The 14,100-nt window shown below is 41.6% G+C and carries 10 protein-coding genes; 5 read left to right on the top strand and 5 right to left on the bottom strand.

Annotation, left to right across the window (positions count from 1 at the left end; genetic code table 11):
- Positions 1–7: 7 nt before the first annotated feature.
- The 5 genes from ACQY1Y_RS00285 to ACQY1Y_RS00265 all read right to left on the bottom strand — a co-directional run bounded on the left by ACQY1Y_RS00285 (position 8) and on the right by ACQY1Y_RS00265 (position 7,890).
- On the bottom strand, positions 8–3,286 hold the full coding sequence (locus ACQY1Y_RS00285; RefSeq protein ID WP_430013732.1) for an amino acid adenylation domain-containing protein: 3,279 nt from the start codon (positions 3,284–3,286) through the stop codon (positions 8–10).
- A 141-nt stretch (positions 3,287–3,427) separates the two neighbouring features.
- On the bottom strand, positions 3,428–4,702 hold the full coding sequence (locus ACQY1Y_RS00280; protein WP_430013731.1) for a sulfotransferase family protein: 1,275 nt from the start codon (positions 4,700–4,702) through the stop codon (positions 3,428–3,430).
- A 182-nt stretch (positions 4,703–4,884) separates the two neighbouring features.
- Positions 4,885–6,198, bottom strand: a complete 1,314-nt coding sequence (locus ACQY1Y_RS00275; protein ID WP_430013730.1) for a coproporphyrinogen-III oxidase family protein — start codon at positions 6,196–6,198, stop codon at positions 4,885–4,887.
- A 45-nt stretch (positions 6,199–6,243) separates the two neighbouring features.
- The gene (locus tag ACQY1Y_RS00270) at positions 6,244–6,525 is read right to left on the bottom strand and encodes an acyl carrier protein (RefSeq protein WP_287636888.1); all 282 of its coding nucleotides are present in this window, start codon (positions 6,523–6,525) and stop codon (positions 6,244–6,246) included.
- 3 nt (positions 6,526–6,528) lie between these two features.
- Positions 6,529–7,890, bottom strand: a complete 1,362-nt coding sequence (locus ACQY1Y_RS00265) for an AMP-binding protein (RefSeq protein WP_430013729.1) — start codon at positions 7,888–7,890, stop codon at positions 6,529–6,531.
- A gap of 295 nt (positions 7,891–8,185) precedes the next feature.
- Between ACQY1Y_RS00265 and ACQY1Y_RS00260 the strand changes: the two genes are divergently transcribed.
- From ACQY1Y_RS00260 to uppS, 5 genes are all read left to right on the top strand, one after another.
- Positions 8,186–8,731 (top strand): hypothetical protein, encoded by a 546-nt coding sequence (locus tag ACQY1Y_RS00260; protein WP_002738344.1) that lies wholly within the window; start codon positions 8,186–8,188, stop codon positions 8,729–8,731.
- Positions 8,732–8,860: 129 nt separating this feature from the next.
- Positions 8,861–11,416 carry a sulfatase-like hydrolase/transferase gene (locus ACQY1Y_RS00255; protein ID WP_430013728.1) on the top strand — a complete coding sequence of 852 codons (2,556 nt, stop codon included), beginning with the start codon at positions 8,861–8,863 and terminating at the stop codon, positions 11,414–11,416.
- 229 nt (positions 11,417–11,645) lie between these two features.
- Positions 11,646–12,218 (top strand): chorismate--pyruvate lyase family protein, encoded by a 573-nt coding sequence (locus ACQY1Y_RS00250; protein ID WP_002738782.1) that lies wholly within the window; start codon positions 11,646–11,648, stop codon positions 12,216–12,218.
- An 87-nt stretch (positions 12,219–12,305) separates the two neighbouring features.
- A complete protein-coding gene (locus ACQY1Y_RS00245; protein ID WP_430013727.1) occupies positions 12,306–13,298 on the top strand; it encodes a methyltransferase in 993 nt (330 codons plus the stop codon).
- 65 nt (positions 13,299–13,363) lie between these two features.
- Positions 13,364–14,056, top strand: coding sequence for a polyprenyl diphosphate synthase (gene uppS, locus ACQY1Y_RS00240; RefSeq protein ID WP_430013726.1), 693 nt, complete (start codon positions 13,364–13,366; stop codon positions 14,054–14,056).
- Positions 14,057–14,100: the final 44 nt, after the last annotated feature.

Raw genomic sequence — 14,100 nt, 5'->3', positions numbered from 1 at the left:
ATTCTTGCTATACATTTTTAAGATTTTGGAAGATAGTAACTGGCTGATGAGGATTCGTAACAATTTCCGACCATATCTGCATGAAATCTCGGTTAATTTGAGTCATTGAATCAAGCTCAAAATAATCTTTTTTATATTGCCACCAACCCTTAAGAGAGGGTTTTGGGGAAGTTTTATTTTCCCAGAGTATTAACTCTAAGTCGGGCCTAACTTCAAACTCTTCCATTTCCCAAGATGTCACCTCTAACCCAGGTAGTTTCAATTCTTCTTCGGGGGACTCTGACAAAACCGTAATAACTGCTTTAAAACTAGAATTATCAAGGCGATATTCTGGTTTGATGACTTTGGCTAAATGCTCAAAGGGAACATCTTGATACTCTAAAGCTTCTAATACTACCCTTCTCACTTGCGTTAGTAACTCTTTAACAGTAGGATTACCACTTAAATTAACTCGGAGCAACATTATATTACTAATTAAACCGATTAGAGCCTTCAGGTGTGGATGATTACGAGCGTCACGGGGAGCGCGGATGATAATATCTTCACAGCCACTATAGCTATAGAGTAAAACAGCAAAGGCTGTTAGTGCAGTCATAAATAAAGTGATTCTTTGCTCTTGACAGAGAATGTTTAATTTCTCTGTGAAATCCCTAGGAATTTCAAAATCAAAATTAGTCCCTAGACTTGAAACCGATGAATCGGATAATTTATCACTAGATTTAGACGGCGAAATCAGGTGTGGGGGAATTTTTAAGGTTGGTGACTCTCCCGCTTCTAAAATACGTTTATAGTGGTTAATTTTCGGCTCAATTAGTTGAGAACTAAAGGATTTTAGTTGCCATTGAACATAATCAACATACTGGATAGGTAAGGGAGGTAAAGGGGAGGAATCACCTAAGACAAAAGCCTGATAAAGTAGCTCCAATTCTTTAAAAAAGAGCGTCAAGGATGAATTGTCTATAATAATATCATGGATGTGAGTGAGGAGAATGTGATCTTTCTCATCCAAACGAATTAATATCAGTCTGATTAAAGGTCCATTAATCAAGTCAAAGGGTTGATGAATAATCTCTTGTAATAATCTTGCTAATTCCTCATTTTTCCTGTTCTCTGGCCAGGATTGTAAATCAATTATGGGTAGGTTTTTTTCGGTGTAGGGGTTAATTAACTGAACGGGGGAACCGTTGACTTCTCGAAAGGTGACGCGCAATATTTGATGGCGATAGATAATCTCATTCAAGCTGGCTGTTAAAGCGGCTAAATTGAGGTCTCCTTTAAGGTAGTGTCGTCGAAAATTACCCGAAAAATGGACGACTGTATTAGATTTTTCATAGGCCCATCTTTTCTGTTGAGTCAAAGATAAGGGAAAATAAGGACAGCCAGATAAGGAATCAATCTCCAGGGAAGAATCGGCAATAAAATCCTCGTCTATGATTAAGGGATTGATTACCTCATTAAATTTTATCTTGTCAATTTTTTCGATTAGTTCTGGATGATTTTTCCGTAAATATTCGGCAAATTCAGCCACCGTTGCGGCATCAAGAATAGTTTCTACAGCAAACTTTTTTTCAAAATAAGACTCTAGCCTCTTACAGAGGGCAATAACTTTGAGGGAATGTCCCCCCAATTCAAAAAAGTTCTCATCAATTCCTACTTTTTCTAATTCCAAAACCTCCGCCCAAATTGCGGTTAATAGTTCTTCCTCTGGGTTTCGTGGCGGTGTAACCAGACGAGAAGTGTCATAATTTAGAGGCAATTTAGCTAAAGCTGCACGGTCAACTTTATCATTGGGGGTCAAAGGCATCTTTTCTAAAATTACTAATGCCCGGGGAATCATATAATGGGGTAACTTTTCTTTGAGATAGTCGCGCCATTGAGCGAGGACTTGCTCGACTTTAACGGTGGGATTAATAACAGCATAAGCGATTAATTGAGGATCATTTAACTGCTCTTGACGGACAATGACTACCGCTTGGTGAATGGCGGTATTTTCGTTTAAGATGCCTTCAATTTCCCCTAATTCAATTCTTAAACCGCGAATTTTAACTTGAAAGTCTATACGCCCTAACCATTCAATATTACCATCGGGAAGATAACGGGCTAAATCGCCGGTTTTGTATAACCTCGCCGATGGATTATTATCAAAAGGATGGGGAATAAATTTTGCCGCAGTTAATTCGGGACGATTGAGATATCCCCTAGCTAAACCTACTCCCCCAATATGTAATTCTCCCGCAACCCCCACAGCAACTTTTTTGAGAGACTCATCAAGGATATAAGCTTGAGTATTGGCAAGAGGACGACCGATAGTTAAGGGACTATCAGGGCTACATTCTGCTATGGTGGCATCAACGGTGGCCTCGGTGGGGCCATAGGCATTAAAAAAGAGTCTTCCCACTGACCACTGAGCCATCAAGGCAGGGGGACAAGCTTCTCCGCCGACAATTAATACCTGTAGGTGTTTTAAGGGTGCTTGAGGGAGGACGGCTAATACTGATGGGGGAATTTGTGCATGGGTAATAGCTTTTTTTTGCAGAAAATTAAGCAAGTTATCCCCCGGAAGTAAGGAGTTAGAATTTCCTAGACAAAGTTGCGACCCCGAACAAATAGCGGTGAAGATTTCCGAAACGGAAGCATCAAAATTTAAGGAAGCAAATTGCAGAACACGACTTGAGGGATTTAAGTTAAATAGTTTAATTTCTGTTTGAACTAAATTAACTACTCCTTTATGAGTAATTAAAACACCCTTGGGTAGGCCAGTGGAGCCGGAAGTATAGAGAATGTAGGCTAAGTTGTCGGAGCTTACAGCAGTTTTAGGGTTTTCTTGACTTTGTTGAACTAGGGACTGTTCTTTATTTAAAAAAATTACTTTTATCTGCTCAAGGGGTAGATTTATAAGGGGTTTTTCCTGTGTCAATAAGATAGATATATCGGCATCTTCTAGGATGAATTTTAGCCGTTCTTGGGGGTAAGCAGGATCAAGGGGTACATAACCCCCTCCCGCTTTGAGAACACCTAAAACCCCGATGATCATTTCTAGGGAACGCTCAACACAGATTCCTATTAATTGTTCTGGTTTTACTCCTAATTCAATTAAATAATGGGCGATTTGGTTAGCGCGGTCATTCAACTGCCTATAGGTTAAGCAGCAATCTTCAAAACTTACCGCAATCTGATTAGGGGTCTTCTCCACCTGGGTTTCAAATAATTGATGAATTGTGGTGGAATAAGAATAATTTTCTGCCCTAAAATTCTCCTCAATTGGCTGTAATTGTACTTCAATCATGATTTAAGTAGCTGGTTATAATTAAATTAAAAATGGATTTTAGGTTCGATCCCCCCTTAGTCCCCCCTTAATAAGGGGGGTGCCAATCCCCCCTTAGTCCCCCCTTAATAAGGGGGGCATCTGAAAGTTTTCAATACCTACCTACTTAAGATACTGCAAAAAATCAATTATGTTTTCTAAGTCTGGTAACACTGTGGCCAATTCCCGTTCATGTTTGCGCCATTTTTCTTGTCTAGGAGCAGATAGGGTTCTTTGAGCGATGGGTAAGGGTTGAGAGAGAATTTGCTCGATTTGTTTGTCTTGATGCAGTTGGGCAAATTGGGCAATATGATTAATAGTTTGCCCGGGATGTTCAATTAAATCCCGATAATTGACCGAACACCAACAGGAAGGGTTGAGGGACTGAAGGTCTTCTATTAGGTAGGAATTAGCCATTTTCCACTGATAGGCGGCAATTTCTACCAGAGAAGATTCCTGGAGAGATGACCAACCGGGTACGAGCAGAAAACTCCACTGACTATGCTCCCAACCGGGTAAGGGTTGATAGCTAATAAAACGTTGCGATCGCCATCCTTCTAACAAACTACTAATATTTTCCCTAGCATCTCGATAAAGATAGATAAAGAGAGCATCGGGAAATAAAGCCCTTAGGAAAGGAACTCTTAGGGCGTTTTTGGGCGTTTTTTCTAAAAAACGAATTTTGTTAGGACGCTCATTTTCAGCAATGTTTAAATATTTTACCTCCTCCCGATTTTGTAATTGTTGGGTAAAACCTTTTCTTAGAGTTGCGCTAATTTCTGGGGTAGCATCGCCTTCATCCAAGCGGTTAGAGCTAAAATTGCGTGCAGCTGGATGTAAAGCGGGTATTCCTTCGATAATTTCGTGACTTTCATCTCCAATCGTCCATAAATCGGGGAATTTAGCCAGGGTTTCAAACAATAAACTACTTCCTGCTCTGGGTGCAGAAACAATAAAAATCGGCTTTTCAAACTCTGGGATTGAGAGGTTTTTATCTTCTACTTCTAGCTGAGATTGGTGCTTTTTTTTGACAATTAACAAACGCTTTCTCTGCATCAGAGAAAGCATCTCGCCATCTTTTCTCCTCAGGGGTGGGGAAGGCGATAGGGTTGAAAGCATGGAAGTAATAGGATTAATTATTTCTTGGATTGCCACCGATGAAGATAGCCATTTTTGTAATAATGGTGCAATTTTTCGGCTAAATTCCCCGATTAAATCTCGATAGGCTAATTCTCCTCGATAGTTCTGTCCAAATTTGGCAAAAACCGCTTGCCATTGGCTTTGAAATTCTGCCAGTTTTTCGGTCAGTTGCTCTAGTTGTCCCTGGGGAAGCGAGCAATTTTCGAGAAGACCATAAATAGCGGCTACTTGCTCCTCAATTTCCGTAGCAGTAAGCACGGGTAAATCGTTAAGTGGGACCTGAGCTAAACTGTTTGTTCTGCACATCTCATCTGGGTCATTTTCAACAATGAACAATTATTAGTTAGCGATTATCCAGTTTCTAGATTTTAACTGAGTAAGGAGTTCTGACCCCCCTTACTCAGGGGGGAAACTGACAATTTTTAACACCCACCTACTTACTAACTTTTGAGTTTTTTGAGAGATGCTGCTAAAGTTTCGCCCACATAGTCCCCATAAAGAATCCCCTTAGCGGTTAATTCAATTTCTTGGGTAGATACGGTGACAAAACCATCTCTTTCAAGTGTGGACAAAGTTTCCGCGCAAAGGGATTGTAATTTAAACCCATGTCTTTGCTGAAATGCAATTAAATCAAAACGTAATGTCTTGATTCCTAGTAAAACTTCCCGCACCATCTGGTCCAAGCTAGTCAGCTTATAACCGCGAGATAAGGGTAGTTCTCCTTGGGCCAGAAGGGTCGCATATTTTTCCATATCGCTAGTATTTTGTAACAGAGAATCCCCTAAACAGCCAAAAGCAGAGACTCCCAGACCATAAAACTCCATTCCGTGCCAAATATTAAAAATGTATTCACTGCGATATTGTTTGGTACTTGTGGCCAAATCGCTGTCATTTTTAACATAGGTAAAATGACTCCAAGGATTATAATTTGCTTGGGCAAAGCGCTCCATGGCCAACTGCATAAACTGCATTTCTAGCTCTGCTGATGGCAATTCTATAATTTCTTGGCGAACCCCTTGATCAAATACTTGGGTATTGGCAAAAGCTTCCATTTTATAAACGGTGATGCTTTCTACTCCGGTTTTCAGAGCGCATTCTAAGCTTTCTTGCCAAGTTTCTACAGTTTCTCCGGCTAGTCCACTCAATAGGTCAATATTAATTGACCATTGCCCCTCGCCAGCGTTTTGGGCCACATCTATCGCTCGATAAGCTTGTTTTTCGTCATGACCTCTGCCACTCAGTTTGATGATTTGATCATTAAAAGATTGAACACCTAAACTCAGGCGATTTACCCCTAATTCTTTGAGTACCCTCATTTTTGATGGGGAAACACTCAAGGGTTCTGCTTCTACGGAAAACTGTTTCTTTTCTTCAAAGTAGGAGAAATTTTCGCGTAAATTCTCGACAACTTGGACTAACTGGTTTCCGGTTAAGGTAGTGGGAGTTCCTCCGCCAAAATAAACCGCCTGAATCCGTCGGTTTTTCAAATTGAATCTTTCGGAAACGAGTTTAATTTCTTGGCAAAGCGTATCTACATAGGCCTGTACTTGGCTCTCTTTTAGGTCAACGGTTTTGTAATAACAAAAAGCACAGCGTTGAGTACAAAAGGGGATATGAACATAGAGACAGACTGGCTGTTCTTCTAGTTTTTCGGCGATTACCCCTGCTTTCCACTGGCGAAAGGGGGGATAGTTAGGATTTAAGGGTAAACGTTGCGGCGTTTGGGTTTTCGGAAGTTCGATGGTTAAAGTCATGGTTTTTGACTGAGATATTGTTATTGAGGTTGCATTAACTCTAGATCAAGCTGTGACCGTTAATTGTTCACTTGCCGGTATTTTCTGGGCAATACAACTAGCTAAAACGTTAAGATTGCTAAAGGATTCTAGATTTAAATCCGATTCCGCAAACTCAACCTCGAAATGCTGTTCGGTCAAAGCAATTAATTCAACTACTGCGATGGAATCCAATCCTAACCCGTCTTCAAATAGGGAGGCGGTTTCGTCAATTTCCTCGATTTTGAGATTGACATCCAGTTGTTCGGCAATAATTGTCTTGAGTTGATTTAAAATATTTGTCGCCATTTTCTAAGCTTTGGGTAAAAAACTGACTAATTGCTGATGGTCGATCTTCCCGTTGGGTAACATCGGTAAGGTTTTCAAAGTGACAATGCGGTCTGGAATCGCTCTTTTCGGTAGTATATCAAAGCACAATTCTCTGATTTCATTCTCAGACAGATGACTCCCTTTTGTCAAGACACAAAAAGCGACTATACCTTTGCCTCTTTGACTCTCTCCATGGCATTGAACCGCAACCGCTTCAATTTCCCCTAAGGTTTCCATATTTTTCTCGATGTCAGAAAACAAGACCAATAGACCATCCCGGTTAATACTGCGATCGCATCTTCCCCAAACTTCTAGATGACCGTCTAAATGTAGCTTACCTAAGTCTTTAGTAGGGAACCAATCATCGGAATTTGTTGACATCAGCGGCACTCCTGCCGGATCAACATAACCATCAAAACCTAGGGGATGCTGACAGCAAATTTCCCCAACTTCTGACATTTCCGAGTTTAAAGATTTATTAAGACGCAATCGGACACCTGGCATAGGTAAACCGACCGTTTGACAACGGAGGGATAATTCTTCTTGGGGACTACCTGCGGCAATTACCCCCATTTCGGTGCTGCCATATAACTTAACTAGGGGGCCGAAATTCTCTTCATATTTAATAAAAGTGTTTTCTTTGATCAGATCTCCCGCAACCACTGTTAATTTATACTCTCTGGCTGATTTTCTGCCTTTAACTAAGGTTTCACAAAAGCTAGGAGTCATAAAAGCAATATTAGGATTAAAGTCTTTTTCTCTCTGAAGATAGCGTAAAAGGTTAGCACCTTTCTGTAAATCAATAGAGGCTCCAACAGCCACACTAGGGAGAAAAGCAGCCCCTAAACCATAGAGATGATAAATCGGTACTGGAATCGCTACTCTCGCCTCTGAATTTAATCTCAATCTTTCCACACAGTTAAGCACATTTTCTAGCAATTTGTTCTGAGAATGAACCACTATTTTTGGTGTTCCTGTACTCCCAGAAGTCCTCATATACAGCCTTTTACCCTTGTCATCAATAGTTTTATATTGATGATTTTCGGTAATTTTTAGCCAATTGCTAATCTGATCTAAATTGTCAGTTTTTTCTAGTTTGGGAGTGAGACAATAGCGACAAAATTCAGGAGTAATAGGGGACGAGTTTGACTGAGGCTGCAAAAAGAAACTATAGCCCTTTTCTAACAGAAATAACAGAGTTAAAGCACTGGGAAGAGAATTTTCACATTCCAGGGACAAGCAGTCTGAATGATCGATTTTTTCTTGCCTGAAAAAGCTTGACAAATTGTCAAATATTTCCCCAACATCTTGCCAAGAATAGGTTAAACATCCATCGGTAAGCACGTTGGACTGATACGAGTCTAGAGAGGGGATGCGGGCTATAAATAAGCTGTTCAACATTTACATTGGTATGGAAGGTTACATGGGGAGTGGCGTAGTGGCAGGAGAAATCAGGGCAAACCCAGCTCAAACGCTATTGATAATTGGTCAATTTTGTCGGCCGTTGGTCTGCTGTCTAGGCATTTCAAATGCTACCAGTCAATCAGAATATTTACGAATTGTCAAGGATTTTTTAAATAGGTTTATCCCTCGGTCAAAGTATGTTAGACTCCGGAAGATTGATTTTTAGGAGTTTCTCATGGACGAAGTTAACGAACAAGCTGCCGCTGATGAATCTTCATCCCAGGATGTTAACGAACAAGCTGCCGCTTCGGAATTTTCTTGGGAGGAAATCAGCAAAAAACTAAAGGCTGCCCCGGGTGAAATCAGCAAAAAACTGGCATCCTGGGGGGTTTCTTTGGACGAAGTAGCCAAGAGAATTGGTTCTTTGGGACTCCCAGGCGTAATTCTCGTGGTCACGGTATCCACCTCGGGAGCTACCACTTATCCCATTGCCTTCGCTTTGGCAGCTTTAGGGGGTCCCCTTGGCGTTCTCGGCGGATTAGGACTGCTTGGCCTAACCACTGTTGTGGGAGATGCCTTGACGAACTATGGAATTGAAGCGGTTCTTGCCGCTATCTATAAAGATCGTCGTAAACAGGAAGCTCAGGAAGACTTAATCAAAGAAGTTGAAGGTTTACCGATTACGCAAGGACTGAAACTGAAGCTCAAACAGCAAATAGAGTCGGCGGAGGTTGTGTCTGAGGATATTGGTTCCCCTCAAAAAATTGAAATTGCAGAATAATGACTTCCCTTAGTTCAATGATTCGATTTCAACATTTTTTGCTCTGATTTCTTCTTCGTCTTTGATCACATCAACTAAGTTGGTTGCCTTGAATTGAATTAACCCCTAAGTAAAGAAAGGATCGGTTTTATGTCTGCTCAACAAAATGTTTTGTCCAATGTTTTGTCCTTTGATGGACAAAGAAATTATGTGGAAGTTCCTTACAATGCTCAACTGAACCCGGAACAGTTTACCGTGTCCTGTTGGGCTAAAGTAACGGGAAAACAGGGTCAATGGCGATCGCCGATCACTAGCAGAACCGACAGCCCGCAGGGGGGATACATCCTCTATGCCGGGGAAAACAACAAATGGCAGTTTTGGACCGGCAATGGCGGTAATTGGGTGACCGTAACCGGTCCAGATGTTGTGCTGGGAACCTGGACCCATTTAGCCGCCACCTACGATGGCAACAACATGAGACTCTATGTCAATGGGCAACTAGCTGGCGGACCCGTGGCTACCAAAATCAGTCTGAATAAGAAATCTCCCTTACGGATTGGAGCAGGAGCGACAGAAAGAAACCCAGACTATTTATTTGCCGGCCAAATCGGGGAAGTGCAGGTTTGGAACCAAGCACGGTCCGCGGAAGACATTAAAAAATCAATGAATTATCGGCTGCTAGGCAATGAACCAGGCCTGGTGGGCTATTGGCCTCTTAATGAAGGTTCAGGTAATATCGTCACTGACAAAACCGGTAAGGGCAGTAATGGCACAATTAACGGGGCAACTTGGCAGCAAGAACAACTCCCCTTAACTCCCAAAGCCTCTAAACCCAATATTGTCATTTTCCTCACTGACCAGGACAGTGCCGCCATTGCTGAACGCTGGCCGCAAAGCTTTGAAGATGAGCATCTACCGGCCCTGAAACGACTGAAAAAGAACGGGCTGACCTTCAACAAAATGTTCACGGTAACGGTGGCCTGCTCTCCCAGTCGGGCTACTCTGCTCACCAGTACCTATCCCAATCAACACGGTGTCATCAACACCATTGCCGAGCCTTTTTCCGATATTATCAACCGCTATGAGGATAGCTACGGACAATCCCTAGAACAAAAGCTTCTTAGTCCCACCCAGGTGAACCTAGCTCGGGTTCTGAAGGCGGCCGGTTATAAGGTCTATTGGAAGGGCAAATGGCACTTGAGCGTTCCCAAGAGTGACACCGATAAGTGGTCAAGCGAAGACATCGAATACATGAAACAGTCCTACGGTTTCGATGGCTGGACTCCGATTGATGCGGGAGTTGCCCGCAGTGATTTAACCAAGTTTGGCAAAGGAATTTTTTACAATGATGAACGCTATCTACGGGGTGTAGAAGGGGTCAAAAAAGTCATTGAGCAAGATGCCAAGGAAGGACGCGGAGCTTTTAGTGGACTTTCCCCGAAGGAAAAGGAAGCGAAAAAGCAAAATATCTTGGCTGGAATTGACGAGGCCATTCCCCCGGAAGAACAAGGGATTCTCGAATTTATTCAAAATTACAAATCCGAGGACGGTCCTTTTTGCTTGGTGGTGTCTTTGGTCAATCCCCATGATATTCATGTGGCTCCTACCTTTGAGAAAGATGCCGGCTATGTCCTAGAGGACTTTAAAGATTTTAATCTTCCCATTCCCGAAACTGTCTTCGAGGATCTATCCTTTAAGCCAACCGTCCAGGAGATTTTTAAACAAGGCTGTCAAGTCAAGGAAGAGCAACGCTGGAAACGGCTAAAACGGAGCGGCGAAAAGGTGTGGTATGAAGATTTACCAGAACTAAAAGATGGTAAATTCGCTACCAATAGTCAGCAAGTTCAGCAGATGTTTGTTAACTTCTACGGCTATCTGAAAAAACTGTCAGATAACCAAATCAATGAAGTGCTGAATGCCCTTGAAGCTAAGGGATTAATTGACGATACCTTAATCGTGCGGACTTCCGACCATGGGGAAATGTGCCTGGCCCACGACCGTCAGCGAGAAAAGCCTTTCAATGCCTACGAGGAAGTGCTTCGGGTTCCTCTGATTATTTCTAACCCGAATCTGTTCCCCAAAGCCGTTAGTACCGATTCCTTTGCCACGACCTTGGATATAGTGCCAACTCTGGCTAAATTTGCCGGGGTGTATGATCTGTTCCAGTTTGCCTTTCAGGGTTGTGACCTAACGCCTTTATTCACCAATCCCAATCAGGAAGTCCGCGATGCCATTCATTTTACTTTTGATGATGGTACGCTGCCTCCCCGATTTTTCAAAACCATTCCCCGACGTATCCGTACTATCCGCACCAAAGAGTGGAAATATTCTGTTTACTTTAACGACGAGGGGACTAATTACGAGTACGAAATGTACGACCTAGTCAATGACCCTCTGGAAAAAACCAATGTTGCGGGTAAACCAGAATATTTAAAAAAATTCCGGCAACTACACGCGCAATTGATCACCCAGATGGTTAAGTTAAAAACTGTTCCGGGTCGTTTTTCTATCTATACAGAAGAGATGAAGCAACAGAATTTTATTCCTCCTCTGTATTGGCCGACGGAAGACGAGGCCGAATATGAAGCCATCATGGATTATGCGGCTAACCAAGCTCAGTCTTCCTACCGGCACCGAGATCACAAGGAGGTGATCAAAACCCAGGCAAAAGATGTTGATCCCGATATGTGGTGGTTGGGAATCTAATCAAAGCGCCGCGGCAAAACAACTAAGTAGGTGGGTGCCATTGATTTGCACCCACCTGTAATGGGAGCATACCGCCCACACTGGGTCTTACATTCAATGAGACCAACCTACTTAGTAGATTGTCAAGCTTAAGGTTGTTTTTATCTAGTTATAGCACGATATCCAGAGAGTGCTTAGGCACATCGATGGGCTAACTTTAAATCTATCCAGCAAATTGAGGAATTATGTCATGATGCCAGCGAAACCAGCGAATCGGTGTAAGATCGAGTTGTTAAAAAATAGTTTTAGCAAAACTCCTCTTAATCTGTCGGAGTTAAGCACACTCCAGCGAATCATTTTAATAACCGATGGGACTCTGACCGACATTTTAGAGATTTATTTGTTGGAAAAAATGTCAATTGTTAAACTGTCTGAAGAAGCGGTATATTTAGAGGAAGACTTGCCAGTTTTAGATATTGAAAAAGGTAGCAAAATTATCAAGAGAAAAATATTTCTTCGCAGTACAGTCAGCCAAAAAAAATTAATTTATGCCGAGTCTATTATTGTTATTGATAGACTAGACACCAAGTTTCAAGACGAGTTAATCAAGTCAGGAAAACCCATTGGTAAGCTTTGGTTAGAAAATCGGATGGAAACCTTTAAGGAAATCGTTGATTTATCTCAAGAGCGTGCGGGGGATTTGGCTGAGGATTTTCAAATCAGTCCAGAAGAAAAACTTTTTTCTCGTACCTATCGTGTTTTCTCTCAGAAGCAACCGATTATGATGATTACAGAAAAATTTCCTGAGAGTTATTTCGTCTAAAAATATCTCCAGAGTCATTCCATTAACAACCATCTCAACTTTGCTCATTCAATCATGTTTAATCTTCAGCGAGAAAATCCCGGGCAAATGTCTGATAGAGACACTGTCTTGCAGATGATAAGGGGTTTTCAGATTAGCCAATGTATTTATGCGGCCGCCAAATTAGGAATTGTTGATCTGTTGGCCGATGGAACAAAATCTTATCAAGAGTTAGCCACTGAAACCCATACTCATGCTGATTTACTTTATCGTTTTTTGCGGACGTTAACCAGTCTGGGGATTTTAGAAGAAACCCAACCCAACTATTTCCAAAACACTGCTTTAGCAACTTATTTAAGAGATAAGCAACAGGGAACTGTTCGCAATTTTCTGATGGCCGAAATAGAAGAAAGTTATGCTAGTTGGGGAAATCTTACTCAAAGTTTAACCACAGGTCAAGGTGCTTTTGAGTCTATGTATGGTGTCAATATTGAAGAGTTTCATCAACAAAATTCCGATCAAGCTGAAGTTTTTGATCAAGCAATGGTTGATATAACTGCAATTCAAAACCCCCTGATTTTGGCCGCTTATGATTTTTCTGTCGGGGAAATTGTCGCAGACATTGGTGGAGGATATGGAAAATTTCTGGCTGCTATTTTACAAAAATATCCCCAGATTCAAGGGGTGCTATTTGAACAACCCTATTGTATTGAGCAGGGGAAATATCTACTAACACAAGAGGGAGTGATCGACCGTTGTAGTTTGATTTCTGGGAGCTTTTTTGACCCCATTTTCCTTAAAGCAGACATTTATTTATTGAAGAAAATTCTGCTCAATTGGGATGATCAAAAAGCCCTTGAAATTCTCAAAAACTGTCGTCAGGCTATGGACCCATCCTCTCGATTGTTAATCGTGGATCGAATTTTGCACAAAAATCGTTGGAAGGATAATTTAGCTGATCTCAATTTATGGATGCTAGGTTCAGGAAAAATTCGATCGGAATCTGAATTTAGGGTATTATTAGAAACGGCTGGCTTTCAAATAACTAAAATTATTGACACTCAGTCTATAGAGAGTTTAATTGAAGCTACTCCACTCTAAACCAGAAACTTAAATACCGCTCTGTTTGCCAAACTACTCAATTCAACCTTATTAGGAAAAATTTTATGACTAACAACATCTCTACTAAACCTCTCAAGCATATTGCCATCATTCCAGACGGTAACAGAAGATGGGCAAAAAATCAGGGCTTATCTCCCCAAGAAGGTCACAGAAAAGCATTTATAGAGGTGGCACCTTCCCTATTAAAAACGCTTTGGGATAAGGAAATTTACGCTGCGACATTGTGGCTGTTCTCCACCGAAAACTGGAAGCGTTCCGATAGCGAAGTTGACAACTTAATGGATGTTTTTAGTCAGTTTCTCAGCAATTTATTGCCTTTATCGGTTGAATACTCAGTACAGTTGCGACACTTAGGTAGAAAAGATCGCCTTCCTGAACATCTCTTGTCTATGGTTGAGGAGGTAGAGCATAGCACCAAAGGAATGACCGGTCACATCTTCAATTTTGCCCTAGACTACGGTGGTGAAGATGAGATAATCCGCGCAGTCCGCCGCCTAGTAGAAAAGGGGGTTAAACCGGAAGAGATCGAACCTCATCAGCTAATGGATCAATTTTGTCCGCCGCCAGATCTGATTATTCGGACCTCTGGAGAATGTCGGTTATCTGGATTTATGCCCCTACAGAGTTGTTATAGTGAACTCTACTTTACAAATACCTTCTTTCCGGATCTAATTCCGGCAGATATTGAAGAAGCTATCCACTGGTTTCAAAATCGTGAGCGTCGCTTTGGAAAATAGGATCAAGCAAATTAAACCAACTATGACCCCTGAGTTAAATCAAA

Origin of the sequence: Microcystis ichthyoblabe FBCC-A1114 (assembly GCF_050500245.1) — a bacterium.
GTDB classification, from domain to species: domain Bacteria; phylum Cyanobacteriota; class Cyanobacteriia; order Cyanobacteriales; family Microcystaceae; genus Microcystis; species Microcystis ichthyoblabe_A.
This window is presented reverse-complemented; position numbering and strand designations above follow the sequence as displayed.